Origin of the sequence: Roseateles subflavus (genome assembly GCF_030285365.1) — a bacterium.
In the GTDB taxonomy this organism is placed as follows: Bacteria; Pseudomonadota; Gammaproteobacteria; order Burkholderiales; family Burkholderiaceae_C; genus Roseateles_B; species Roseateles_B subflavus.
Window position 1 is genome coordinate 685,586 of the sequence record NZ_JASVDS010000001.1, and the last position, 25,349, is coordinate 710,934.

At 70.4% G+C, this 25,349-nt stretch carries 22 protein-coding genes; 17 read left to right on the top strand and 5 right to left on the bottom strand.

The features are described from left to right. Window positions 1-11 precede the first annotated feature (11 nt). A complete protein-coding gene (locus tag QRD43_RS03250; protein WP_285981033.1) occupies window positions 12-1,139 on the bottom strand; it encodes a glycosyltransferase in 1,128 nt (375 codons plus the stop codon). A 148-nt stretch (window positions 1,140-1,287) separates the two neighbouring features. Here QRD43_RS03250 and QRD43_RS03255 point away from each other — a divergent pair, with 148 nt between their 5' ends. Beyond that, window positions 1,288-3,042, top strand: coding sequence for a PglL family O-oligosaccharyltransferase (locus QRD43_RS03255; RefSeq protein WP_285981034.1), 1,755 nt, complete (start codon window positions 1,288-1,290; stop codon window positions 3,040-3,042). A gap of 20 nt (window positions 3,043-3,062) precedes the next feature. Here the strand turns inward: QRD43_RS03255 and moaC are convergent, their stop codons facing one another. Continuing rightward, on the bottom strand, window positions 3,063-3,545 hold the full coding sequence (gene moaC, locus QRD43_RS03260) for a cyclic pyranopterin monophosphate synthase MoaC (protein WP_285981035.1): 483 nt from the start codon (window positions 3,543-3,545) through the stop codon (window positions 3,063-3,065). Window positions 3,546-3,710: 165 nt separating this feature from the next. Here moaC and QRD43_RS03265 point away from each other — a divergent pair, with 165 nt between their 5' ends. Continuing rightward, window positions 3,711-5,279 carry a M48 family metalloprotease gene (locus tag QRD43_RS03265; RefSeq protein WP_285981036.1) on the top strand — a complete coding sequence of 523 codons (1,569 nt, stop codon included), beginning with the start codon at window positions 3,711-3,713 and terminating at the stop codon, window positions 5,277-5,279. A 4-nt stretch (window positions 5,280-5,283) separates the two neighbouring features. Here the strand turns inward: QRD43_RS03265 and QRD43_RS03270 are convergent, their stop codons facing one another. Beyond that, window positions 5,284-5,643: a phage holin family protein gene (locus tag QRD43_RS03270; RefSeq protein WP_285981037.1), complete on the bottom strand. Its 360-nt coding sequence runs from the start codon at window positions 5,641-5,643 to the stop codon at window positions 5,284-5,286. A gap of 321 nt (window positions 5,644-5,964) precedes the next feature. Here QRD43_RS03270 and QRD43_RS03275 point away from each other — a divergent pair, with 321 nt between their 5' ends. Then, a complete protein-coding gene (locus QRD43_RS03275; protein ID WP_285981038.1) occupies window positions 5,965-6,930 on the top strand; it encodes a TerC family protein in 966 nt (321 codons plus the stop codon). A 109-nt stretch (window positions 6,931-7,039) separates the two neighbouring features. Here QRD43_RS03275 and QRD43_RS03280 read toward each other — a convergent pair whose 3' ends face one another. Next, complete coding sequence (locus QRD43_RS03280) at window positions 7,040-7,693, bottom strand: acyl-homoserine-lactone synthase (protein WP_285981039.1); 654 nt, start codon at window positions 7,691-7,693, stop codon at window positions 7,040-7,042. Between the two features lie 299 nt (window positions 7,694-7,992). Here QRD43_RS03280 and QRD43_RS03285 point away from each other — a divergent pair, with 299 nt between their 5' ends. The 13 genes from QRD43_RS03285 (at window position 7,993) to QRD43_RS03345 (ending at window position 20,843) form a co-directional block, all read left to right on the top strand. Next, on the top strand, window positions 7,993-8,394 hold the full coding sequence (locus QRD43_RS03285) for a DUF4902 domain-containing protein (protein WP_285981040.1): 402 nt from the start codon (window positions 7,993-7,995) through the stop codon (window positions 8,392-8,394). 120 nt (window positions 8,395-8,514) lie between these two features. Then, the gene (locus tag QRD43_RS03290; protein ID WP_285981041.1) at window positions 8,515-9,228 is read left to right on the top strand and encodes an autoinducer binding domain-containing protein; all 714 of its coding nucleotides are present in this window, start codon (window positions 8,515-8,517) and stop codon (window positions 9,226-9,228) included. Window positions 9,229-9,496: 268 nt separating this feature from the next. Beyond that, window positions 9,497-10,282: an energy transducer TonB gene (locus QRD43_RS03295; protein ID WP_285981042.1), complete on the top strand. Its 786-nt coding sequence runs from the start codon at window positions 9,497-9,499 to the stop codon at window positions 10,280-10,282. Further along, window positions 10,279-11,382: an alpha-hydroxy acid oxidase gene (locus QRD43_RS03300; RefSeq protein WP_285981043.1), complete on the top strand. Its 1,104-nt coding sequence runs from the start codon at window positions 10,279-10,281 to the stop codon at window positions 11,380-11,382. The genes QRD43_RS03295 and QRD43_RS03300 overlap by 4 nt, the downstream gene beginning before the upstream one ends. Before the next feature lie 178 nt (window positions 11,383-11,560). Continuing rightward, complete coding sequence (locus QRD43_RS03305) at window positions 11,561-13,891, top strand: catecholate siderophore receptor Fiu (RefSeq protein WP_285981044.1); 2,331 nt, start codon at window positions 11,561-11,563, stop codon at window positions 13,889-13,891. Window positions 13,892-13,934: 43 nt separating this feature from the next. After that, the gene (locus QRD43_RS03310; protein ID WP_285981045.1) at window positions 13,935-14,612 is read left to right on the top strand and encodes a Fe2+-dependent dioxygenase; all 678 of its coding nucleotides are present in this window, start codon (window positions 13,935-13,937) and stop codon (window positions 14,610-14,612) included. After that, complete coding sequence (locus QRD43_RS03315) at window positions 14,609-15,253, top strand: PepSY-associated TM helix domain-containing protein (protein WP_285981046.1); 645 nt, start codon at window positions 14,609-14,611, stop codon at window positions 15,251-15,253. Before QRD43_RS03310 ends, QRD43_RS03315 begins: the two co-directional genes overlap by 4 nt. A 56-nt stretch (window positions 15,254-15,309) precedes the next feature. After that, window positions 15,310-15,849, top strand: coding sequence for a DUF2271 domain-containing protein (locus QRD43_RS03320; RefSeq protein WP_434063819.1), 540 nt, complete (start codon window positions 15,310-15,312; stop codon window positions 15,847-15,849). Window positions 15,850-15,860: 11 nt separating this feature from the next. Next, complete coding sequence (locus tag QRD43_RS03325) at window positions 15,861-16,685, top strand: DUF4198 domain-containing protein (protein ID WP_285981047.1); 825 nt, start codon at window positions 15,861-15,863, stop codon at window positions 16,683-16,685. An 11-nt stretch (window positions 16,686-16,696) separates the two neighbouring features. Continuing rightward, on the top strand, window positions 16,697-17,707 hold the full coding sequence (locus tag QRD43_RS03330; protein ID WP_285981048.1) for an FAD:protein FMN transferase: 1,011 nt from the start codon (window positions 16,697-16,699) through the stop codon (window positions 17,705-17,707). Beyond that, entirely contained in the window at window positions 17,704-19,128 is a 1,425-nt protein-coding gene (locus QRD43_RS03335) for a sulfite reductase subunit alpha (RefSeq protein WP_285981049.1), read from the top strand. The genes QRD43_RS03330 and QRD43_RS03335 overlap by 4 nt, the downstream gene beginning before the upstream one ends. Before the next feature lie 269 nt (window positions 19,129-19,397). Next, a complete protein-coding gene (locus tag QRD43_RS03340) occupies window positions 19,398-19,817 on the top strand; it encodes an SWIB/MDM2 domain-containing protein (RefSeq protein ID WP_285981050.1) in 420 nt (139 codons plus the stop codon). Window positions 19,818-20,126: 309 nt separating this feature from the next. Further along, window positions 20,127-20,843 (top strand): MHFG family PEP-CTERM protein, encoded by a 717-nt coding sequence (locus QRD43_RS03345; protein WP_285981051.1) that lies wholly within the window; start codon window positions 20,127-20,129, stop codon window positions 20,841-20,843. A gap of 110 nt (window positions 20,844-20,953) precedes the next feature. On the opposite strand, the gene uvrA is transcribed toward QRD43_RS03345, so the two are convergent. After that, window positions 20,954-23,884 (bottom strand): excinuclease ABC subunit UvrA, encoded by a 2,931-nt coding sequence (gene uvrA, locus QRD43_RS03350; RefSeq protein ID WP_285981052.1) that lies wholly within the window; start codon window positions 23,882-23,884, stop codon window positions 20,954-20,956. A gap of 181 nt (window positions 23,885-24,065) precedes the next feature. On the opposite strand from uvrA, the gene QRD43_RS03355 reads away from it, so the two are divergent. After that, window positions 24,066-25,286, top strand: coding sequence for a hypothetical protein (locus QRD43_RS03355; protein WP_285981053.1), 1,221 nt, complete (start codon window positions 24,066-24,068; stop codon window positions 25,284-25,286). Window positions 25,287-25,349: the final 63 nt, after the last annotated feature.

Sequence of the window (25,349 nt, forward strand, 5' to 3'; positions counted from 1 at the left end):
AGTTCTCCGGCCTAGGGTGCCAGCAGCCGCTGCGCGATGGTCTCGACGGAGAACTGCTCGGCCAGCGTGCGCATGGCCTGCGGATCGGGCTGGACGTCGCCCCGCAGGGCCTCGCGCAGGGCCCGGGCGAAGCCGTCGGCGCTCACCGCCTCGCTCAGCACGCCGCAGCCGGTGGCGAGCAGCCGGGGCAGGTCACCGACAGGCATCGCCACCAGCGGTCGGCCGAGCTTGATCGCGTCCGAGAAGACCACGGGGATGCTCTCGATGCGGGACGGCAGGAGCACCCAGTCGGCGGCCAGGATGGCCTGCTCCGCCTCTGCCTTGGCGAGGTAGCGGCCCGCCTGGACGGGTCGCCCCGCCGCGGCCAGCGCGGCGACCTGGCGGCGCACCTCGGCGTCCATCGGGCCTCCGCCCTGGATGTCCACCTGCGCGATGCGCGACCAGTCCTCGTCATTCAGGAGGGCCAGGGCGTCGAGCAGCAGGTCCACGCCCTTGTTGGGATGCCAGCGCCCGAGGAACAGCAGTCGCAGCGGCGCCTGGCTGCGGCGCGGGGTGATCTCCCGGCTGTCGATGCGCCGCGTGCTCGGCAGGAACTCGATGGCCCGGCCGCTGATGCGCTGCGCGTCGTCGGCCAGCTGGTAGCCGTCGGCGTAGGCGCCCCGGGCCTGGCGGATGGTGTGCGCGAGGATCTGCCGCACGACGGGGATGCGGCCGAGGCTCCAGACGTCGCTGCCCAGCATCCAGACGGAATAGTCGATGCCGCGCTCGCGGGCCACCCGGCGCGCCCAGTCCCCGCAGGGCAGCGCCCACAGAGCGAAGAGCTGGCAGCGGGGCTGGGCCGCCACGGCGGCCCGGGTCGCGGCCAGGCCCCCTCTCAGGACGCGGAAGATCCAGCGCCAGTCGGTGGGCTTCCAGGGCTTGAGGGTGGACAGCGCCTGCGCCGGGGCGGCGAAGCGGAAGACTTCCACGCCCGGACCCCAGTGCTCACGCCCGTCCGTCGGCCCCGGGCAGACGACGCGGACCTCGGTGAAGCGCGCGAGCTCCAGCGCCAGGTCCCCGACGAAGGAGCCCGCCGCCTCGCTGCCGTCACCGGCGATCGGGAAGGAGGTGGTCACCAGGACGATCGCTGGCGGCTTCAAGAGAGGGCTCCCGGGCGTCGTCCTCGGGGCTGCGGGGGCGGGTCATGCGGCATAGGGCGACATTGTCGCGTGTGCGCAGCGCTCCCGCGTGGCGCCTGCGCACCTTGTGCCGTGACGAAGTGTGACCCCTGTGGCTCCCTGCGCGCGAATGGATAGACTGCGCGACGTGAATCCGCTCGCCCTCGCCCTCGTCCTCGCCGCCACCCTGCCCTCCCTGCTGGCCTACAGCCTCTCGCCCTCGACCACGCTGCTGAACCAGCTGCTGGCGCTCGGCCTGTGGGGGGGCGTGCTGCTGCAGGCCCTGCCCCGGGCTGCTTCCGACGGCGCCGCCCTGCTGCCGCGCAGCCGCTGGGGCCTGGTGGCCATCGGTGTGGCGGTGTTCGGCGCCGTGGCGGGGGTGAAGCTGACGGCCCTCACCGCGCTGCCCGCGCTGGCGCTGGCGATGGCCGGCGTCCTGGTGCTGGCCGGTGCGCGGGCCGGTGCGTCGGCAGGCGGACTGGCCTGGGGTCGATGGCTGGCCCTGGGGCTGCTCCTGGCGGCAGTCGGGGGCGCCCTCGTGTCGCTGGTGCAGGTCTTCGTGCCGGAGTGGACGGACGCCGCCTGGATCGCGCGGTCGGGCATTCCGGGGCGCGCGGTCGGGAACATCCGGCAGCCCAACCATCTCGCGAGCCTGCTGCTGTGGGGCTGCATCGCGGCGGTCTGGCTCAGCGAAAGCTGGGGCATCCGCCGGCCGGCCCTGCGCGCCCTGCTGCCCGTCATGCTGTGGCTGCTGCTGTTCTGCGTGGTCCTCAGCGCCTCGCGCACGGGCATGTGGTTCGGCGTCGCGCTGCTGGTGCTGTGGGGCGTGCTCGACCGGCAGCTCAGCGGGCCGGCCCGTCTGAGCCTGCTGCTCACGCCCCTGCTGACGGCCGCCTCCTGGCAGTTCATGCACTGGTGGTCGGCGGCCAGCGGCCATGCCTTCGGCGCCGAGGCGCGGCTGGCGGAAGGGGCCGGCTCGCCCTCGCGCGTGGCCGTCCTCAAGAACACCTGGGCCCTGCTGCAGCAGCACCCCTGGCGCGGCGTGGGCTGGGGGGACTTCAACTTCGCCTGGACCCTCACGCCCTTCCCGGACCGCCCCGTCGCCTTCTTCGACCACTGCCACAACCTCGTGATGCAAGTCCTGGTGGAGATGGGCTGGCCGCTCGGCCTGCTGATGCTCGGTGGCCTGGGCTGGCTCCTGTGGCTGGCGGGCCGTGCGGCCGTGCGGGCGCAGGGCGCGATGGCCCTGCAGCGCCGCTGCGCGCTGATGGTGGTGCTGATGATCGGCCTGCACAGCATGCTGGAGTACCCGCTGTGGTACCTCTACTTCCTGCTGCCCACCGCCTTCGCGCTGGGGCTGGCGCTGGCCACCGATCCCGTGCCGGCCGCTGTGACGCAAGACCTGACCCCCGTCGAGCCCCGGGACCCGCGCCGGCGCCTGATGCAGCTGGGCGGCGCGCTCATGGTGGCCGGCGCGTTCTTCGCGGCCTGGGACTACCTGCACATCGTCGACATCTACCGCTCCGGGCCGCGCCTGCCGCCCCTGGAGGAGCGCATCGCGCGCGGGCAGCGGAGCCTGCTGTTCTCGGCCGGTGCGGACTACGCCGCGGCCACCGTGCCGGCCGCGTCGCAGGCGACGCTCGAGGCCGCGCAGCGCACCGGGCACAACCTCATCGATGTGCGGCTGATGATTGCGTGGGCGCAGTCCCTGCACGCGGTCGGTGAGACGGACAAGGCGCGCTACCTGGTGCAGCGCCTGCGGGAGTTCCACAACGCCGCGGCGGACGACTGGCTCGACGAATGCGAGCGCTGGCCGGCCCACGCCATGCGCCCCTTCCAGTGCGAGGCGCCTCAGCGCAGCTACCGCTTCGAGGACTTCCGCTGACGTCGGCGCCCTCGGGGCGCTCAGTCTTCGGCGGACCAGTCCCCGCTCTTGCCGCCCTTCTTCTCCATCACGCGAATGCCCTGCATGACCATGCCGCGGTCGGCAGCCTTGCACATGTCGTAGATGGTGAGCAGGCCGACCTGCACGGCGGTCAGGGCCTCCATCTCGACACCGGTCTGGCCGAGGGTCTCGACCTGCGCCTCGCAATGCACGGTGGACGCCGCCTCGTCGATGCGGAACTCCACCGCCACGCGCGTGATGGGCAGCGGGTGGCACAGCGGAATGAGGTCGCTGGTGCGCTTGGCGCCCTGGATGGCGGCGATGCGCGCCACGCCCAGCACATCGCCCTTCTTCGCGTGGCCGCCCTGGATGAGCGCCAGCGTCGCCGGCAGCATGCGGATGCTGCCCGTCGCCCGGGCCACCCGATGCGTGACGGCCTTGCCGGACACGTCGACCATGTGGGCCTGGCCCTGGGCGTCAAAATGGGTGAGGGGCGAATTCATGGGCAGCAACACTGGCTTAAGGATTGCCTGACATGATAGCGATCGGCCCAGCTTGCCAGGCGGGCCCGCATCATGGTTCTGCCAGGGCCGAGGGAGACGGGATTGTTGGAGAACAGACGGCCTGAAAAGGCGCAGCGAGACAGGACGCCAGGTGATGGGGCGCCGGTGCGGCCGCTGCACCATCGCCTGCTGGCGGCGCTGTGCGCGGGCGCGATGCTGCTGCCCGCCGCGCCGCTGCACGCGCAGGTGAACCTGCCGGCGCTGGGGGACTCCGTCTCCGATGACCTCAGCATCAGCGCCGAGAAGCACCTGGGCGAGCAGATCATGCGGCAGATCCGCCCCGACCCGGACTACCTCGACGACCCGCTGCTGCTGGAGTATGTGCAGGGTGTCTGGGCGCCGCTGGTGGAGGCGGCACGCCGCCAGGGCAACATCGGCGACGACACCACCGACCGCTTCGCCTGGGAGACCTTCCTCGTGCGGGATCGCAGCGTGAACGCCTTTGCGCTGCCGGGGGGCTACGTCGGCGTGCACCTGGGCCTGCTGGCCATCACCAGCTCGCGGGACGAGCTCGCCTCCGTGCTGGGACACGAGCTGTCCCACATCACACAGCGCCACATCGCGCGGCGCATCGTCGGGGACTCGCGCAGCAGCATGGCCGCGATGGCCGGCATGGTGCTGGGCCTGATCGCGGCCTCCAAGGCTGGCAGCGTGGACCTGGCCAATGCCGCCATCCTGGGCAGTCAGGCGGCGGCTCAGCAGGCCTCGCTCAACTTCTCGCGCGACATGGAGCGCGAGGCCGACCGCGTCGGCTTCAACGTCATGACCGGCGCCGGCTACCAGGGGCAGGGCATGGTGAGCATGTTCGAGCGCATGGACCAGGCCTATCACCTGATGGACTCGGGGGCCTACCCCTATCTGCGCTCGCACCCGCTGACCACCGAGCGCATCGGCGACGCCCGCCTGCGCCTGGGCACGGAGGCGCCGCCTCCGCTCGACACCTCGCCGGAGCACGCCCTGATGGCGGCGCGCTCGCGCGTGCTGATGGACCCGCGCGCCGAAACCTGGCGCCAGCTGCAGGGCATGGACGCCGGCGTGCGCCAGACCCTCAGCCACGGCCACGAGCAGCTGGCCGCGCGCTACGCCAGTACGCTGGCCTCGATCAAGCTGCGGGACTTCACCCGTGCCGAGGCCTCCCTGCAGCTGGCCGAGCAGCTGCAGCGCCAGACGGTGCCCGATGACGCCCGGGCGCGGCGTGACCTCGCCTTCCTGCGCGCCGAGCTGGCCCAGGCCCGGGGCGATGCCACGGCCGGCTACGTGGCGCTCTCCGCGCTCCCCGAGAAGAGCCGCGCCGTGCTGATGATGCGCGGGCTGCTGGCCCAGGTCGACAAGCAGCCGGAGCGGGTGCGCGCGGCGGCGGAGTCGCTGCAGACGCACGTCAGCCTGCACCCGGCCGATGCCGGCGCCTGGGGCCTGCTGTCCCAGTTGTGGACGCAGCTCGACCAGCCGCTGCGGGCCGTCCGGGCGCTGGGGGAGTCGCGCGCGGCGATGGGGGACATCAACGGCGCCATCGACCGCCTGCGTTCCGGCCTGCGGCTGTCGCGCGTCAAGGACGCAGACCAGTTCGAGGCCTCGGTGATCGACGCGCGGCTGCGCGCGCTGCTGTACGAGCGGCGCCAGCTGCTGCTCGAGATGTACCCGCGCGGCGCGCCGCCCGGGGCCGAGCTGCCCTGAGGGTTCAGTCGATCGGGGAGGGGAAGACGCGCTCGACGACCGTGTCGATCAGCATGCCGCACAGGCTGTAGATCAGCGAGCCGACCAGCGCGGCGCCGAAGCCCGTGACGGCAAAGCCGTCCAGCACCCCCGCGGCCGCCCAGAACATCAGGGCGTTGATCACGAAGAGGAAGAGCCCCAGGCTCACCACCGTGACGGGCAGGGTCAGCAGCACGAGGATCGGCCGCAGCAGCGTGTTGAGCAGGCCCAGCAGCAGCGCTGCGATCATGGCCGAGCCGAAGCTCTTCACTTCCACGCCAGGGTAGAGATGGGCAACCAGCAGCAGGGCGCCTGCGAGCAGCAGCCAACGGGTGAGCGTCTTCATGGCGGCGAGCATACCTGTGCGACCGTGAATTTGGCGCGCGCCCCGGCTCCGGACTTGCCCTGGATCATCCGGAGGCTTTTCAAGGGCGCCCGGCTTCGTGCACAATTCGGGCTTCCGAAAGGGGAGTAGCGCTCGGCCCAGGTGCCGAGGCGGCCGCCCGTCAGTACGGTGCTCGCGAGAGCGCCCGGGCCCCGCAGCCAGCCTGCACCATCCTCTGGTGCCGGTCACGCCCCGCAAGACCTTTCGTGAGCCGTCGATGTCCTGGCTGCCGTTGTCCGGCCGCTCAGGTATCTTGTGTCTGACGTCTTGCGGGAGTCTCTGATGAGCAGCAGCGCGCCCCTGTGGTTGTGGGTTTTCTTCGTGGTGTCCGTCCTGGGCGCCTTGTTTGTCGACTTCGTCCTGCTGCGCAAGCAGGGGGCCCACGAGGTCAGCGTGCGCGAGGCCGTGCGCTGGTCCGTGGTCTGGGTGGCCCTGAGCCTGGCCTTCAATGCCCTGCTGTGGTGGGCGGTGCGTGACAGCAGCGGCGACACCGCCCTGGCCAACACCCGCGCCCTCGAGTTCCTCACGGGCTATCTCATCGAGAAGTCCCTGGCGGTCGACAACATCTTCGTCTTCCTGATGATCTTCACCTACTTCTCGGTGCCGCCGGCCTACCAGAAGCGGGTGCTGATGTGGGGCATCGTGGGCGCCATCGTGCTGCGCACGGTGATGATCCTCGTGGGGAGCTGGCTCATCGCGCAGTTCCACTGGGTGCTGTATCTCTTCGGCGCCTTCCTGCTGCTCACCGGCATCAAGATGTGGTGGGCGGCCGGGCAGGAGCCGGACCTCGAGTCCAACCCCGCGCTCAAGCTGCTGCGCCGCGTGCTGCCGGTGAGCCCGCAGTTCGATGGCGAACGCTTCATCACCCGCCTGGACGGCCGGCGCATCGCGACGCCGCTGTTCCTGGTGGTCGCCCTCGTCGGCATCACGGACGTCATCTTCGCGGTGGACTCCATCCCCGCCATCTTTGCCGTGACCAGCGACCCCTTCATCGTCCTGACGTCCAACATCTTCGCCATCCTCGGCCTGCGGGCGATGTACTTCCTGCTGGCCGCCATGGCCGCCCGCTTCCACCTGCTGAGCTACGGCCTGGCCGTCGTGCTGGCCTTCATCGGCACGAAGATGATGCTGATCGATGTCATCAAGATCCCGGTGCTGGTCTCGCTGGCCGCCGTGATCGGCATCCTGGCCGTGACCATGGTCATCAGCGTCCGCACCGCGCCCAAGCTGCCCGCTCCGAAGGCCTGACGGGCCCCGGCTTGCCGGCCCGTCCCCAAAAAAAGGGCCCTCGACGAGAGGGCCTGAACAAGAGAGAGACGGTCGGGGCGGCCGGGCGCTGCGGCGCTGCCGCACTGCGTCAGGCGGCGGCCCGCAGCAGTTCGCTGATCGTGTAAGGGACGGGCTGGGCGACCGGCTGCTGCGCCTGCGTGGCCGGCACGAGCGCATCGAAGGTCTTGTCGGTGAACTCGATCATGGCGGCGACCAGCAGCTGGCCCTCGCTCCGCACGGGCGGGCCCAGGCGCTGGATGTCCACCCCCCAGCGCATGGCCAGGCGCTCGATGGCGACGGTCGTGCAGAAGATGAGCCGTTTCGCGCCCTCCTGGGCGGCGGTGCGGATGGCCTGCAGCAGCAGCTGCTTGCCAACCAGCAGGTCCGCGGCGCTGGCGCCGGGCAGGCCGTGCTGCTGGATGTCCATGGCGGCATAGCGCGACAGCTCCCAGATCATGGCGTCCCGGGGCGGCGTGTGCCCGCCCAGCAGCTGCGGGAAGAGGTCACCCAGCAGGTAGCTGCCCTCGGTCGGCAGCAGGCGGGCATAACCGACGACCCGGCCTTCGTCCGTCCGGGCCACCAGGTGCACGGCCTCGGCCTTGTCGAACTGGTCCTGGTCAAAACCGGGGCGGCAGGGGAGATCCCATCCCAGGCGTCCGACGAAGACGTCATACCGATAGGCCGCCAGTTCCGTGCGGGTGGCGGCGCTGAGGGCCGTGTCGGCGTAGCGATGGATTCTCATGCGGGCTCCTCCGATCCTCATCAGGCTGTGTGAGTGTGGATCGCATTTCAGACGCTGGTGCGAATTCCGGCAACTAACAGAACTGTTAGGGCCAGGGGCTCCGCAGGACTTGTACAGTTCCCTTCGGGGCGGTGATGCAATCGTCCCGAGGAGTTGTTCGTGTGGGGCATGGCGGCCGCCCAATGAGCCTGCCAGCCCCGCGTGACCGGGATCCCGTTGGTAAAAGAAAGGAAGCGGGCCGCAGTCTGATGGTTCGCAGGAGCGGACCATGTTGAACTGAATGAGCCCGTCCAAGACCTATGAGCATTGATTTCTACCGGCGGCTTGGTGCCGCACAGCTGGCGTTGCTGCGCTTCGAGCATCTCGAGTCGCACGTCGATGCCGACCTCTCGGACCTCGCCCTGCAGGCGCGCTGCGAAGGCGCCTGGCTGACCGAGGGCATCGAGGGTTACACCGAATGGGTGGACAGCGCGCGTGCCGGCTATTCCATCGGCTGGGACTGGGTCGTCCAGCCGCCGTCCGGTCTGCTGGCACTCAAGGCCCACTCCATCCGCACCAACATCATGCTCACGGAGCCCGATGGCACGGATGCGGGCCGCGCCCGCACCGAGCTGCATCTGGCCGAGCTGCTAGAGACCTGGCCCTGGCCGGACACCGTCCTGCACTCGCTCAAGCAGGCCAGCCCGCAGCTGCAGCGTTAGTTGCGCGAGCTGCCGTCGGCCAGGCATCAAGGGGAATTCCCCTAGTTGGCGCTATGCGCACGCTTTGGCACCCTGCCGGGTCGCCAATGAGGCGTCGTGCAACCAGCCGCCGGGGCCCCAATGAAATGTTGGCAAAGTGAACAGCTGCGTCTGATCAGCAATGCGTCCAGCACCCAGGAGACGTTCGACACGGTGCTGGCCGAGGCCAACCGCATCGGCTTCACCTACTGCTCCTTCGGGATGAAGGGGCCGGTGCCGCTGGCCGCGCCGCGCGTCGTCTGGTGCAGCAACTACCCGGCCGACTGGCAGCGCCGCTACGAGGAGATGGGCTATCTGCGCGTGGACCCCTCGGTGCAGCGGGCCATCGTTTCCGACGAGATCATGGTCTGGGACGACGCCCTCTATGCCAACGCCCAGGCGCTTCGTGCCGATGCCGCCGCGCATGGCCTGCGGCATGGCGTGGCGGTGCCGCGACGCGATGCCCGGGGCATGGTCAGCCTGCTGAGCTTCGTGCGCTCCGACGACGAGGTCTCTCCCGAGGAGCTGGCCAGCAAGCGCGAGCGCATGCACTGGCTCTCGGTGCTGTGCCATGACGGCATGCTCAAGGTCTGGGGCGACCTGCTGCGCGACGATTCCGCCGTGGAGCTGTCCGACCGCGAGCGCGACGTCCTGCGCTGGGCCTGCGAGGGCAAGACCTCGACCGACATCGCGCAGATCATGCAGATCTCCGAGGCCACGGTGAATTTCCATACGCGCAACTCCTGCGCCAAGCTGGGCACCAGCAACCGGACCGCGGCGGCCGTCCGGGCCGCGCTGCTGGGCCTGCTCTGGTGACGCCCGCACCGTCCACCCCGTCCTGAACGCCGGATCCGCCGGGAGACCGGCCGGGCCTGCACGCCGGCCACAGGCCCTTCGCGCGGCGGAAGGCCTGCCCGGGCGCTGGCCGCCCGCTTGCGAATCATGTCCGTCATTTGTTTGAGTGAAAGCAAATGCGAATGGTTCGCATTGTGTATGATGGCTTCATCATCCTGAATTCAACGCGTGGCGGGATGCGGGGCGCCGACCGGTCGCCCGGCTGACAAGGCTGCGCGGCCCCCGCGTCATGAGCCAAGCGCTTGCCTCCTTCCCGCTGGACTACTCCTCGACGGCCGCCGCCCCGCGGGGGGCCGACGCGCCCCGCCCGGCACGCGAGGCCGCGACGCCCCCGGTGGCCCTGCATGCCCGGCCCTCGGCGGGCCTGGGGGACTGGCGGCCGCCCCGGCGCAGCAAGCGCCTGCTGCTGCCCGTGCTGGGGCTGCACGCGGTCATGGCCTGGGGGCTGGTGCAGATGGGCGTCGTCCCCATGCCCAAGCGCCCGGCGCCGGTCGAGGTCAAGCTGCTGAGCGTCGCGCCGCCCAAGACCCCGCCGCCGCCTGCCGTGCGCACGCCGGTCGTGCCCCAGTTCCAGCAACTCACCGTCCCGCCCGTGGAGGTGCCGATCATCCAGCTGGCTCCGACCCCGGTGACGGCCGTGGTCGCCGAGAACCCGCCCCCGCGCGCCGCCGTGACCCCGACGCCCGCGCCGGCTGCCGTGGTGGCGCCCGGCCCCGCGCATGCCGGGCCGCGCGAGGTGTCGGCCAGTGTCGTCCAGTATCTCCAGGCGCCGCCGATCGCCGTGCCGGCCCTGTCCCGCCGCCTGGGCGAGAAGGGCACCGTGGTGCTGCGCGTCCTGGTGGACCGCGACGGCCTGCCGCGCCAGATCAGCGTGCAGCAGTCGTCGGGCTTCAGTCGCCTTGACGAGCAGGCCCAGCAGGCCATGCGCGCGGCGCGCTTCAAGCCCCACACCGAGAACGGCGAGCCCGTCGAGATGCTGGTGCTGACGCCGATCCAGTACGAGCTGGGCCGGTGAGCCCGCGCCCGCCGCCGCTGGGCGCCATTCCGCCGCATGTCGTGGCGGCCGGGGACTACGAGGCCCTCGCCCGCGAGCGCCTGGATGACGCCGCCTGGGCCTATCTGGATGGCGCGGCGGCCGATGAGCGCACGGCCGCCGCCAACCGTGCCGCCTTTGCCCGCCTCGATCTGCAGACGCGGGTGCTGCGCGACCTGCGCGGTGGCCATACGCGCTGCCGGCTCATGGGCCTGGACCTGCCCCATCCGATGCTGCTGGCGCCCGTCGCGCACCAGGGGCTCTTCCATCCGGATGCCGAGGCGGCCACGGCGCTGGCCGCGGGCGTGATGCAGACCCCCATGATCCTCAGCACGCTGTCCACGCTGGGCGTCGAGGCGGTGGCGGCGCAGGCGGCGGGGCCGCTGTGGTTCCAGCTGTACGCGCAGCCGCGCTGGGAAGACAGTCTGCGGCTCATCCGGCGCGCCGAGGACGCCGGCTGCCAGGCCCTGGTGCTGACCGTCGACGCCCCGGTGGCCGGCGTGCGCAACCGGGAACAGCGCGCCGGCTTCGCCGTGCCGCCCTCACTGGCACCCGAGGACCTGCGGGACTGTGCGCCGCTGCCGGCCTCCGTGGCGGGCACGGATCCGGTCTTCGATCGCCTGATGGCCGCCGCCCCGCGCTGGGAGCACGTCGAGGCCCTCCGGCGAGCGACGGCGCTGCCCGTGCTCATCAAGGGGCTGACCCATCCGGACGACGCACGCCTCGCCCTCGAGGCCGGCATGGACGGGGTGATCGTCTCCAACCATGGCGGCCGCACGCTCGACGGGCTGCCGGCCAGCCTGGATCTGCTGCCGGCCATCGTGCAGGCCGTGGGTGGCCGGGTCCCGGTGCTGCTGGACGGCGGCATCCGCCGCGGCAGCGACGTCTACAAGGCGCTGACCCTCGGGGCGGATGCCGTCCTGCTGGGCCGTTGCTGGGTGTATGCGCTCGCCGCGGCCGGCGCGCTGGGTGTCGCCCATGTCATCCGTCTCCTGCAGGAAGAGCTGGCCCTGACGATGGCGCTGTGCGGCTGCCGGGAGGTGAGTGGGGCGCGGCCTGCGCACGGTCCGGCGTCTGTCTGACACAAATCAATTGCAAATGCGAATGCTTCGCATCTAGAATATTGATCTGTCGCAGCAAGCCAACCGTTTCAACGGCCGGGGTGCCTCGCGCACCTCGCCGGGCCTCTCGAGGCCGGGAGGGGGTCGAGACGCCCGGCATCGGTAGCCAGCCGCCCCCGAACCCTGAAACGGAGCGTCCATGTCCCACATCAAGAGCCGCAAGCACGCGGCGCCCGTCCGCCTGAGCACCACGGCCCTGGCCCTGCTGGCTGGCAGCCTCCCCGGTCTGACCCTGGCCGCCGAAGGCGCCGCCCCCGCCGCCAAGGCGCAGGAGCAGGTGCTGCCCACCCTGAAGGCCACGGCTGCGCCGGAGTCCGGCTTCAAGGCGGACACCAGCGCCAACGCCAAGCTGACCCAGCCGCTGCTGGACACGCCCAAGACGGTGCAGGTCATCAAGAAGGAGATGCTGCAGGAGCAGGGCGCGGCCTCGCTGATGGACGCGCTGCGCAATACCCCGGGCATCACCATGCAGCTGGGCGAGAACGGCAACACCTCGGCCGGTGACACCTTCCAGATGCGCGGCTTCTCCACGCAGTCGGCCACCTTCGTCGACGGCATGCGCGATCTGGGCGCGGTGACGCGCGACACCTTCAATCTGGAGTCCGTCGAGGTGGTCAAGGGCCCGTCCGGCGCGGACATCGGCCGGGGCGCCAGCGCCGGCTACATCAACCTGATCAGCAAGCAGCCGCAGGCCGACCAGTTCAACGAGCTCAACGTGAGCCTCGGCACCGCCAGCCGCAAGCGCGCCACGCTCGACAGCAATGTCCAGCTGGGCACCAGCACCGCCGCACGCCTCAACGTGATGGTGCAGGACGGTGGCGTCGAGGGCCGTGACCTCGTCAAGAACAAGGGCTGGGGCCTCGCCCCCTCGATCGCCTTCGGCCTGAACTCGCCGACGCGCGTCTTCCTCTACTCCCAGCACCTGCGCCAGAACAACGTGCCGGATGGCGCCATCCCCACCACGGGCATGGCCGGCTTCTACAACGCCAACGCCACGATCCAGGCGGCCAGCAAGGTCCGCCGCGAGAACTACTACGGCAGCGCCTCCGACTACGAGAAGGTCGATGCCGACATGGTCTCCGCGCGCCTCGAGATGGACCTCGGCGGTGGCACGCAGCTGCGCAGCCTGACCCGCTACGGCCGCACCCACATGGACCGCGTGCTGACGGGCGTCAACGCTCTGAGCGTCAATGCCACCACGCAGGCCATCGAGGTGGCCCGCTCCCGCCAGCGCGTGGACCAGCGCAACGAGATCCTGGGCAACCAGACCAACGTCGTGACCGGCTTCAAGCTGGGTGGCCTGCAGAACGACCTCAGCGCCGGCGTCGAGCTGCTGATGGAGACGCAGAGCAACCGCGGCTTCACCAACGGCAGCAGCAGCACCGTGGACGTCGTGCTGAACAAGACGAAGGTGCCGGGCATCGCCCTGCCCAACGCCAACCTGTACGCCCCGAACGTGGCCGACGTGCTCGGCACGCCCATCGCCACCGGCGCGGACACCGACGGCCGCAGCCTCACCCAGGCCCTGTACGCCTTCGACACGCTGCACCTGAGCGAGCAGCTCAAGCTGAACGCCGGCCTGCGCGTCGAGCACTACAGCCTGCGCACCCACAGCAGCACCCTCGTGACGGGCGGCACCGGCGGCAATGTGGCCACCTACAAGCCGCAGGGCTATGACGTCGGCAGCTTCGTGCCGAGCAACCTCTCGAGCAGCGACTGGCTCAAGAGCTGGAACCTGGGCCTGGTCTACAAGCCGGCGGCCGAGGGCACGGTGTACGTGTCGCTGGCCAACAGCTACACCCCGCCAGGCGGCGACAACTTCGTGCTGTCGTCCAGCGCCACCAGCCAGGCCAATGCCGCGCTGGATCCGCAGAAGACGAGCAACGTCGAGCTGGGCGCGAAGTGGGAGCTGCTGGATCGTCGCCTGAACGTGAGCGCGGCGCTGTACCACACCCGCAACGAGGGTCAGGTCTCCTTTGACGACCTCAAGAACCCCCTGCCCATGGGCAAGACGCGCGTGACGGGCCTGGAGCTCTCGGCCGTCGGCCAGATCACCAACTTCTGGCAGGTCTCGGCGGGCGTGGCGCGCATGAAGACGAAGCAGTCGGACCAGTGGAGCAGCGACCGCACGACCGAGACCGTCGGCGTGCGCTGGTCCCCGGACTGGACCGCCACGCTGTGGACGTCCTACACCTTCGGCGACCTGACCGTCGGCGGCGGCCTGCGCCATGTCTCCGAGCAGAAGCGTGCGATCACCACGGCCACGGCGGCGCAGAACATGCCCACCATCCCGGCCTACACCGTGACCGATCTGATGGCGGCCTACGCCTGGAGCAAGACTCTGAAGTTCCAGCTCAACGTGGGCAATCTGTTCGACAAGACCTACATCGCCTCGCTCAACAACAGTGGCGCCCGCATGAAGCTGGGCGCGGAGCGCAGCGTCACGCTGAGCGCCAACCTGCTGTTCTGAACCGGGCCCCGACCCCCAGCCATCGCCCATCCAGGAGTCGCCCATGCTGCTGCACATCCCCGAAGTACTGAGCAAGGCCGAGGTGCAGACGCTGCGCAAGGCCCTGGATGAGGCGGGTTGGGTGTCAGGTCTTGCCACAGCCGGACCGCAGGCCGCTCAGGCCAAGGACAACGAGCAGCTGAGCCCGGATTCGCCGGCCTTTGCGGCGCTGTCCGAGCGCGTGTCGGCGGCGCTGCAGCGCCACCCGCTGTTCGTCTCCGCCGTCCTGCCGCGGCATGTGCTGCCGCCCATGTTCAATCGCTACCAGGGTGGCGGGCAGTACGGCAACCACATCGACAACGCCCTCCAGACGGACCGCCGCAGCGGCCAGGTCGTGCGGACCGACGTCTCGACGACGGTCTTCCTGTCCGAGCCGGACGAGTACGAGGGCGGCGAGCTGATCGTCGAGGACAGCTATGGCACGCACGAGGTCAAGCTGGCCGCGGGCGATGCCATCGTCTACCCGTCGACCTCCCTGCACCGCGTCGAGCCGGTGCGCTCGGGCGCCCGCGTCGCCTCCTTTCTGTGGACGCAGAGCCTGGTGCGCGACGCCTGGCGTCGCGCCATGCTCTTCGAGCTCGACATGACCATCGTCAAGCTGCGGGGCCGGATCGGGGACAACGCCGAGGTCACCGCGCTGACCGGCCACTATCACAAGCTGCTGCAGCAATGGGCGGAATGATGGCTGGCAAGGGGGACGAGGCCAGGACGGCACCGGCGCGCCCGGGATGGATGCGCACGCTGTACCAGTGGCACTGGATCAGCTCGGCGCTGTCACTCGTGGGCATGCTGCTGTTCGCCGTGACGGGATTCACGCTCAATCACGCCGGGGACATCGAGAGCAAGCCGCAGGTGGTGCAGCGCACGCTGCAACTGCCCGCGACGCTGCTGCCCGCGCTGACGGCCACGTCGCTGCGCGGCGAGGCCCCGGTGCCGGCCGCCCTGCAGGCCTGGCTGGCCCGCGAGGTGGACGGAGATCTCGCGCGCGACGGCAGCATCGAGTGGTCCGAGGACGAGCTGTACATGGCCCTGCCGCGGCCCGGCGGCGATGCCTGGCTGCGCGTCGATCGCCAGGCGGGCGCGGTCGAGTACGAACGCAGCGACCGCGGCTGGCTGGCCTATGTCAACGATCTGCACAAGGGGCGCCACGCCGGCCGTGCGTGGAGCCTGTTCATCGACGTCTTTGCCGGGGCCTGCCTGGTGTTCTGCGTGACCGGGCTGCTGATCCTGCAGCAGCACGCCGGACGCCGGCCGAGCACCTGGCCGCTGGTCGGCGCGGGCCTGGTGCTGCCCGCGCTGCTGGCCCTGCTGCTGGTGCACTGAGCGCCGCAGCGCCCCCTCACCTGTCCCTGCCTGCACGGATTCAAGAAGGAAAGATCATGAAGAAGCTGTCTGTTCCCCTGCGTACGGGAGCGCCCTGGGCGCTCGGCATGCTGGGCCTGGCCGGCACGTCGGCCTGGGCCGCCGAGGTCCAGCTCAAGCTGGACCTCCCGCGCCTGAACGTGGCCGAGTACCACCGCCCCTACGTGGCCGTGTGGCTGGAAAAGGCCGGCGAGCCGGGCGCCGCCGCGCAGCTCGCGGTCTGGTACGACCTCAAGAAGCCCAACAACGGCGGCACGAAGTGGCTGCGTGACATGCGCCAGTGGTGGCGCCAGGGTGGCCGCGCGCTGAGCCTGCCCGCCGATGGCGTCAGCGGCGCCACGCGTGCGCCCGGCGAGGCCGTGCTGCAGCTGGACAGGCATCCCGCGCTGGCCTCGCTGCCGGCAGGCAACTATGAGCTGGTGGTCGAGGCTGCCCGCGAGGCCGGCGGCCGCGAAGTGCTGCGCCTGCCGATGAGCTGGCCGGTGAAGGCCGCCCAGCAGGCCAAGGCGCAGGGCGAGCACGAGCTCGGCGCCATCCAACTGTCCATCAAGCCCTGAGGAGCCAGCCCATGTGGAGCAAGACCCGACCCCTGCTGAGCGCCCTGGCGCTGTCCCTGGCCGCCGCCGCCCCGGCGCAGGCGCACATGACCTGGCTGCTGGCCAACACCTACCAGGTCAACGGCAAGGAAGCCGTGGTGTCCGTGGACGCGGCCGTGTCCGAGGACCTCTTCGTCTTCGAGCGTGCGCTGAAGCTGGAGCAGATCGTCATCACGGCCCCGGACGGCAGCCGGGCCGAGGCGCAGCAGCGCAGCAGCGCCCGCCATCGCGAGAGCTTCGAGCTTCGCCTGACTCAGGACGGCACCTACCGCGTCAGCCATGTGCAGCTGGCCCTGATGGGCAGCTATGTGCAGGACGGTCAGACCAAGCGCTTCCGCGCCACGCCCGCGACCCTCGACCAGGAGCTGCCCGCCGGCGCGCAGCTGCAGGGCCTGACGCAGGTGCACAACCGCCAGCAGGTCTTCGTCAGCAAGGAAGAGCCGGGCAAGCCGGCCTTCGCCCCCGAGGGCCAGGGCCTGGAGCTGCTGCCGCTGGACGCCGTGACCGAGCTGAGCCACGGTGACCGCAGCCGCTTCCGCCTGCTGCTGGACGGGCAGCCGCTTGCCGACGCTTCGGTGCGACTGCTGCGCGAGGGCAACCGCTACCGCTACAAGCTGGGCGAGCAGCTGATCAAGACGGATGCCAAGGGCGAGTTCACCGTCGACTGGGCGGAGGCCGGCCGCTACTGGCTCGGCGTCAGCCAGGGCGACAAGCCCGCGCCGGGCGTGACGGGCACGCGCGAGAAGCCGCTGCGGCGTGCCTCGCTGAGCGCCAGCTTCGAAGTGCTGCCGCGCTGAGGACGACCTCGATGCCGGTGACCCACGCCGCCGCGCCCCAGCTGGCCATTCCCCGGCACATCGTGCCCGAGGCGCCGGCCTGGGGGCAGGTCTTGCACAGCCTGCGCGGCCAGACCATGGGCACGAGCTGGTCTGTGCTCTGCTACGGGCCGCCGCAGCTGCGCCCGGCCGTGCTGGAGGCGGCGCTGGACCAGCGCCTGGCGGGGCTCGTCGCCGAGCTGAGCCATTGGGAGCCGGACTCGCTGCTGTGCCGCTTCAATGCGCTGTCGCCGGGGGAGCGCATCGAGCTGCCGCCCGACTTCGCCGCCGTCATCGAGGCGGGCCTCCACGTCGCGGCGGCCAGCGGTGGCGCCTTCGATCCCTGCATGGGGGCGCTGGTGCAGCGCTGGGGCTTCGGCCCGCCGGGCCAGCCCGGGCCGCAGTCCCGCGCCCCGCTGCAGGCCTGGCGCGAGCTGGGCTGGGACGCCGCAGGCCGGCGTCTCACGCAGCCGGGCGGGCTGATGCTCGACTTCTCGGCGATCGCCAAGGGGCACGCGGTGGACTGCCTCTCGCGGCGACTCCTGGACCTGGGACTGCCGCACCACCTGGTGGAGATCGGCGGCGAGCTGCGCGGCCACGGCCTCAAGCCGGAAGGTCAGCCGTGGTGGGTGGACGTCGAGCCGCCCGCGACGGACTGCGCCCTGCCCGTGCTGCGCATCGCCCTGCATCAGCTGTCCGCGGCCAGCTCGGGGGACTACCGACGCTTCCGCATCGACGCGCAGGGGCGGCGCCTGTCGCACACCCTGGACCCGCGCACCGGCGAGCCCGTGGCGCATGACCTGGCCCTCGTCACCGTGCTGCATGAACACGCGATGTGGGCGGATGCCTGGTCCACCGCGCTGATGGTGCTGGGGCCCGAGGAGGGCCTGGCCCTGGCGGAGGCTGAGGGGCTGGCGGCGCGCCTGGTCGTGCGCGAGGCTGGCGGCTGGCGCCAGCGGCTCTCCCCTGCGCTGCGGGTGCTGCTGGACGAGGAGGGCGCATGAGCCTGCTCCTCAGCGCACCGCGGGTGGCGGGCGCCCTTGTGCTGCTCTCGCTCTATGCCGCAGGCTGTCTTGGCCTGTGGTGGCGCCATCGGCAGGCGCGCCGTGCCGAGCAGGCCCGGCTCGACGCCGAAGGTCGCCAGGCCGGCGCGGTGCTCGTGCTGCATGCAAGCCAGACCGGGCAGGCCCAGGCCCTCGCCGAGGAGACGGCGCGGCGGCTCCGGGCCGCCGGGCATCTCGTGCGTCTCATGCCGCTGGGCCTTGCCGATGCCGCCACGCTGCAGCAGGCGCGCCTGGCGCTGGTCGTCGCCAGCACGACGGGCGAGGGCGATGCGCCGGACAGCGCACAGCCCTTTGTGCAGGCCTGCCTGCCTTCGGCCGCCTCGCCCACGCCCCCGCTGGCGCTGGCCGGGCTCGAGCTCGCCGTGCTGGCCCTGGGGGATCGGCGCTACCGCGCGTTCTGCGCCTTCGGGCACGCGGTGGCTCATGGCCTCGCGCGATGCGGTGCCACGCTGAAGTTCGAGACGCTGGAGGTCGACTGCGGCGACGCTGCCGTCCTCGCCCGCTGGTGGGCGCAGCTTGAGGGACTCGTGGCGACGGCCGCTCCCGCAGTGCCGGCGAAGGCGGTGGAGGCCGAGGACGCGGGCCGCACGCGCTGGACGCTGCAGCAGCGTCGCTGCCTCAATCCCGGCAGCCAGGGCGCCCCGCTGTTCTGGCTTCGTTTCGTGCCGGACGTGGCGCCGGGGGCGCCCGCGCCTGAGTGGCAGGCCGGCGATCTGGTGCAGGTCTTTCCGCCGGACGATCCGCTGCGGCCGCGCTCCTACAGCATTGCCTCGCTGCCAAGGGACGGCGGCCTCGAGCTGCTCGTGCGCGAGCGGCGAGATGCCCAGGGCCGGCCCGGCGCGGCCTCCGCCTGGCTGTGCGATCGGCTCGGGATGGGGCAGTCCCTCGATCTGCGCCTGCAGGCCCACGAGGGGTTCCGTCAGGCCGGCAACGAGGAACGGGCCCTGATCCTCATCGGCAACGGCACGGGCATCGCCGGGTTGCGTGCGCATCTCAAGCATCGCGCGCAGCAATGGCGCGAGCAGGGCGCGGGCGCACCCGTCTGGCTGCTGCACGGCGAGCGGCAGGCCCGGCACGACACGCATTTCGAGGAGGAGCTGCAGGCCTGGCATCGCAAGGGCCTGCTCGCGCATGTGGACCGCGTCTACTCGCGCGACCTGCCGGGGCGTCATGTGCAGGAGCAGCTGCAGGCCGAATGGCAGCGCCTGTGCGACTGGCTCGCGCGCGGTGCCGCCATCTATGTGTGCGGCAGCCTGCAGGGCATGGGGCAGGCCGTCGACCGGCTGCTGCGCGAGCAGCTCGGTGAGGCCGGGCTGCAGGCGCTCATTGCATCAGGACGTTACCGCCGTGACGTCTATTGACGGTGGTGCCGGCGCGTGACGCAGGCCGCACAGGCCCGTGTTGATGGGCCTCTCGGGGGCTGCGGCCCGCGCAACTGATGCAGCGCCGCGACAAAAGCAATCGTGACGGCATCAAATGAGGCCGTCTTAGGGGCAACCTCCCCCCGCAAAGCCTTCTCATTGCCAGAGGCCCGCAGTACCATAGGCCGCGCAGGGTGCTAGAGAGATTTGAAGGAACGACCTTCGCCCGTGGCCCGGCACATCAACAACTTTTGATGGAGAGAATCGAAATGGCAACTGCGAAGAAGGCCGCGCCCGCCAAGAAGGCGGCAGCTCCGGCCAAGAAGGCCGCTGCACCGGCAAAGAAGGCCGCCCCTGCGAAGAAGGCCGCTCCTGCCAAGAAGGCAGCGCCCGCGAAGAAGGCTGCTCCTGCAAAGAAGGCCGCCGCTCCCGCGAAGAAGCGCACGCCCAATGCTGCCTTCATGAAGGCCCTGACCCCCAGCAGCGCGCTGGCGGCCATCGTCGGTGCAACGCCGCTGCCCCGCACCGATGTGACCAAGAAGGTCTGGGAATACATCAAGAAGCACAAGCTGCAGGACGAAGTGCAGAAGCGCGTCATCAATGCCGACGCCAAGCTGAAGGAGATCTTCGGCAAGGCCAAGGCCGACATGTTCGAGATGACCAAGCTGATCAACAGCCACCTGAAGTGAGCTGTCGTGACGCGGGGCCGCTTGCGGCCCCGCTTCCGCATGAAACCCGGCCTGGCCGGGTTTTTTTTCGCCCGCGCGTCGGACGCTCGAGGGCACATGGCTTGAGGGGACGCGCGCAGGCGCCGCCCCGGCATGTCGCCGCAAAAGCGTGAATACCGCATGCGCCGCCGGCCCCGCGATTGAGGGGCTGCGGCCGGGCCGCGCATCGCGGGCCCCTACACTTGACGCCAAAGGGCCCGCCGCCATGCCGGCAGGCTCAAGCATCCCGGGCCTGAGCGGTACCGGGAGCGATGTCGAACGGGACCTACCATGTCATTGATCGCGACGCTGGCGCTGGCGGCCTCTGGCCTCACCTTGCCCCACTGCTCCTGGGACCGCCCGGGGGTCAATCCCTTCATGGGCGACGTGGTCCTGGCCGTCGACGACTACAAGGACATCCCCGAGAGCACGCGGCTGAAGCTCAAGAAGCGCATGAGCGAGCGGCAGTACGAGGACATGGTCACCATCCGGCGTGACGCGATCGAGGGCAAGAGCGAGTACGGCGCGGAGATCCGCGACATGCACTACGGTGCCAGCGGCAACGTCTGCCGCACGGTCACGCGCAAGAAGTGGACGGCCGAGCATGCCGAGCGCGGCCTGGTGTACTGCGAGGACAACCAGTGCATCGTCGTGCCGACGGTGTGCCGCAACGTGAGCCGCATCAAGCGCCTGCCGCCCAAGCCCGTCGCCGCCCTGCCGATCCAGGCCGAGAACATCATCGCCGCCAAGGCGGAGGCCGAGGAGCCGCCCCTGCTGATCGACCCGCCGGCGGCCGGTGTGATCGACAGCCTGCCCAGCAATCGCAACAGCTTCGCGCAGGTGGCCAATCTGCCGAGCGACCCGGGCAGCAATGGCTTCACGCCGCCCGGCGGCTCGCCGCAGATTCCCGCGGGTTCCGTCACGCCGGTGCCGGAGCCGCAGGTCTGGCTGATGTTCCTCGCCGGGCTCGTGGCGATGGGCTTCAAGCTGCGCCGCTCGCGCGCCTGACCGCCCCGCGCCTCCCGAAGAAGAGAGGGCCGCCTCGCAGCGGCCCTTCGGCTTTTTCCGGACGGGCGTGCCAGGTCTTGCTGACCGGCGCCGCCCGCGGAACGCCCGCCTCAGCCGCGGGCCAGCAGCGGCGCGAGGTAGCGCCCGGTGTGGCTCTGCTCGCAGCGGGCCAGGGCCTCGGGCGTCCCCGCCAGCAGCAGCTGGCCGCCGCCTGCGCCGCCCTCGGGGCCCATGTCGATCAGCCAGTCGGCCGTCTTGATCACGTCGAGGTTGTGCTCGATGACGACGATGGTGTTGCCCGCGTCTCGCAGCGCATGCAGGACCTTGAGCAGCAGCTGGATGTCGCCGAAGTGCAGGCCGGTGGTCGGCTCGTCGAGGATGTACAGCGTGCGGCCGGTGTCCCGCTTGGAGAGCTCGAGGGCGAGCTTCACACGCTGCGCCTCGCCGCCGGACAGCGTGGTCGCGCTCTGCCCCAGCTTCACGTAGCCCAGGCCGACGTCCATCAGCGTGTGCAGCTTGCGCGCGATGCCGGGCACGGCGCCGAAGAACTCGCAGGCGTCCTCGACGGTCATGTCCAGGACCTGCGTGATGTTCTTGCCCTTGTAGAGCACCTCCAGCGTCTCGCGGTTGTAGCGCTTGCCGTGGCAGACGTCGCAGGGCACGTAGACATCGGGCAGGAAGTGCATCTCCACCTTCAGCACGCCGTCGCCCTGGCAGGACTCGCAGCGGCCGCCCGCCACGTTGAAGCTGAAGCGCCCCGGCCCGTAGCCGCGCTCGCGGGCGGTGGGCATCTCGGCGAAGAGCTCGCGGATGGGCGTGAACAGGCCGGTGTAGGTCGCCGGGTTCGAGCGCGGTGTGCGGCCGATGGGCGACTGGTCCACGTTGATGACCTTGTCGAAGGCGTCCATGCCCTCGATCTCGTCGTGCAGCGCGGGCTCCTGGTGGCTCTGGTAGAGCTTGCGCGCGACGGCGGCATAGAGCGTGTCGTTCACGAGCGTGCTCTTGCCCGAGCCGGACACACCCGTCACGCAGGTCAGCAGGCCCACCGGGAACTCGACCGTCACCCCCTTGAGGTTGTTGCCACGGGCATTGACGATCTTCAGGGTGCGCGGGTCGGTGCTCTCGGCCAGGCTGTGGCGCTGCTTCGGCACCTCGATGCGGTCGACGCCGCTCAGGTAGCGGCCCGTCAGCGATTCGGGATTGGCCGCCACTTCCTCGGGCGTGCCCTGCGCGATGATGCGGCCGCCATGCACGCCGGCGCCGGGGCCGAGGTCCAGCACGTGGTCGGCTGCGCGGATGGCGTCCTCGTCGTGCTCCACGACCAGCACCGAGTTGCCGAGGTCCCGCAGGCGGCGCAGCGTGGCGATGAGGCGGTCGTTGTCCCGCTGGTGCAGGCCGATGGAGGGCTCGTCGAGCACATACATCACCCCGGTCAGGCCCGAGCCGATCTGCGAGGCGAGGCGGATGCGCTGGGCCTCGCCGCCCGAGAGCGTGTCCGCGCTGCGGTCCAGGCTCAGGTAGTTGAGGCCGACGTCGTTGAGGAAGCGCAGGCGGGCGGCGATCTCGCGCACGACCTTGTCGCCGATCTCGGCCTTGGCGCCCTTGAGCGTCAGGCCCTCGAAATAGTCGAGACACTCGCGCAGCGTGGCGTGCTCGACCTCGTAGATGGGCCGGCCCTTCACCGCCGGGTCGGCCGGCTGCAGCAGCACGTGGCGCGCCTCGCGGCGCAGGCGCGAACCCTCGCAGTCGGGGCAGGCCTTGGGCGCCATGTAGCGGGCGAGGTCCTCGCGCACGGCGCTGGAATCGGTCTCGCGGTAGCGGCGCTGCAGATTGGGCAGGATGCCCTCGAAGGGGTGCGAGCGCTTCACCGAGCGCTTCTTGCCGTTGGCGCCTTCCGCCTCGTAGGTGAAGGCGATGTCCTCGGTGCCGGAGCCGTGCAGCAGCACGCGCCGCGCCTCCTCGGGCAGCTCCTCGAAGGGCAGGTCCAGGTCGAAGCGGTAGTGCCGCGCCACCGACTCCAGCAGCGAGAAGGTGTAGGCGTTGCGACGGTCCCAGCCCTTCACCGCGCCGCTGGCGAGGCTCAGCGTGGGGAAGGCGACGACGCGCTCCGGGTCCATCACCGTCACGTGGCCCAGGCCTTCGCAGCTGGGGCAGGCGCCCACCGGCGAGTTGAAGGAGAACAGCCGCGGCTCGAGCTCCGGCAGCGAGTAGCTGCAGATCGGACAGGCGAACTTGCTGGAGAAGATCTGCTCGGCGCTCTTGGGATCGGTGCCATCCATGTCCAGCACCAGCGCGCGGCCCTCCGCCAGGCGCAGCGCGGCTTCGAAGCTCTCGGCCAGGCGCTGGCGCAGGCTCTCGGCGCTGTCGGCCTTGAGGCGCACGCGGTCGATCACGACGTCGATGTCGTGCTTCTCGGCCTTCTTCAGCGCCGGCAGGTCCGGGGCCTCGACGGTCATGCCATCGATGCGGAAGCGCACATAGCCCTGCGCCTGCAGGTCCTGGAAGAGCTCGATGAACTCGCCCTTGCGGTCCCGCACCACGGGGGCCAGCAGCATCAGCTTGCTGCCCTCCGGCATGGCCAGCACGGCATCGACCATCTGCCCCACGCTCTGGGCCTCCAGCGGCAGGCCGTGGTCGGGGCAGAAGGGCGTGCCGGCGCGGGCGTAGAGCAGGCGCAGGTAGTCGTGGATCTCGGTGACGGTGCCGACGGTCGAGCGGGGGTTGTGGCTGGTGGCTTTCTGCTCGATCGAGATGGCCGGCGAGAGGCCCTCGATCACATCGACCTCGGGCTTGTCCATCAGCTGCAGGAACTGCCGGGCGTAGGCCGAGAGGCTCTCGACGTAGCGGCGCTGGCCCTCGGCGTAGAGCGTGTCGAAGGCGAGGCTGGACTTGCCGGAGCCGGACAGCCCGGTGATCACCACCAGCTGGTTGCGCGGCAGGTCCACATCGATGTTCTTCAGATTGTGGGTGCGCGCGCCACGGACCCGGATCATGGGGCTTTCGATCGGCATCGGCGGGCGGGTGGGGTGCTCAGTGGACATGCGCGTCGCGGCAAGGGGAAACCCGCCATGATAGGCCGACTGTGGCGCGGCGCCCGCCCCTCAGCTGCCAAGGTCTGTCAGCAGGTTCCGACATCCGTGTTAATCCCCCGATCCGTGGCTGTCGGGTTGAGGCAGCATCGCCGACAATGGTTTGCATTGCGCAGTACCTCTGGAGACAAGCTTGAGTGAAGAAACCCGTCAGCGCAAATCGTGGCTGGATGGCTTCATGGCTTATCCGCTGCCGGAGGGGCTGGACGAGGACGTGGCACGGCGCAACATCGTGCTCCTGGACCAGAAGCTCTACCAGCTCTGGAGCCTCGGCGAGAACCTCATCTATGCCTGGACGCCCAGCGAGCGGGGCCTGGACGTGCTCCTCGCGCCCCACAGCCTCCTGACCGAGTTCACCGAACGCGCGCCGAGCGGCGCCGAGCGCATGCGCCGCGCCACGATGCTGGAGACGCTGCTGGCGCAGCAGGAGCACCTGAGCGTCGAGGCCTTCCATGCCCTGGGGGACGAGCTCGAGCTCGAGCCGCTGTGCGTCGCCCTGCCCTTCGAGCCCGGCGAGGGGCTGGGCCTGCGGCTCGTGGCGGCCATCGTCGAGCGCTACGGCATCCGCCTGGTCGAGGATCGCGCCGTGATCCTGCTGGACGCGGTGGGCTTCTCCCTGCTGACGCCGCTGGAGCAGGTCGTGCAGCTCAGCAGCCTGTCCTGCTCGGTGAACGCGGCCTACGCCAAGCTGCTGGACCGCGAGATCAACATCAACTTCGCCCGCACCACCACGGGCGACGGCTTCTACATCTGGAACCGCATGCGCGGCATGGCGGCCAATGTGGAGCTCTACCAGCTGCTGCAGTTCATCCTGGCCGACAACGCCCTCGCCCGCGAGCGCGCCACGCGCAAGGGCACGGTGCCGCGGCTGCGCGCCTGCTTCCATGTGGGCTCGCACTACGAGTTCTATCAGAGCGAGGGCCTGAACCCGACATCGTTCAGCTACCTGGTGGGCCAGGTGACGATCGAGCTGGCGCGCATGATCGAGCGGGCGCTGCCGGGCCAGATCCTCGTGGGCAAGTTCTACACCGCCATGCGTGACGGGGAAGAGCTGCTCATGGTGGACAGCAAGGACTTTGTCGACCGCACCCGCGCGCCGCTGCAGGCGCTCAACGGCCTGGCGCTGGGGGGCTCGGAGATCGACGAGATCGCCTGCTACCTCACGGGCCAGCGCGACACGGCCTTCGGCGGCAGCTACGGCATCAACGAATACGAGATCCAGGACAAGCACGGCCTGCTGCACCGCGTCTACAACGCCAAGATCAACATCCACCGCCGCCACGGCGATCCCATCTACCTGGGCCTGCGGGAAGATGATCTCGCCGGCTTCCATGCGCGGGTTGTCAATGGCTGATCCCCGCATACCCTGTCCCCTGAATTCGCTCCACAATCGCGCCGCCTGCCAGTGACCTTCATC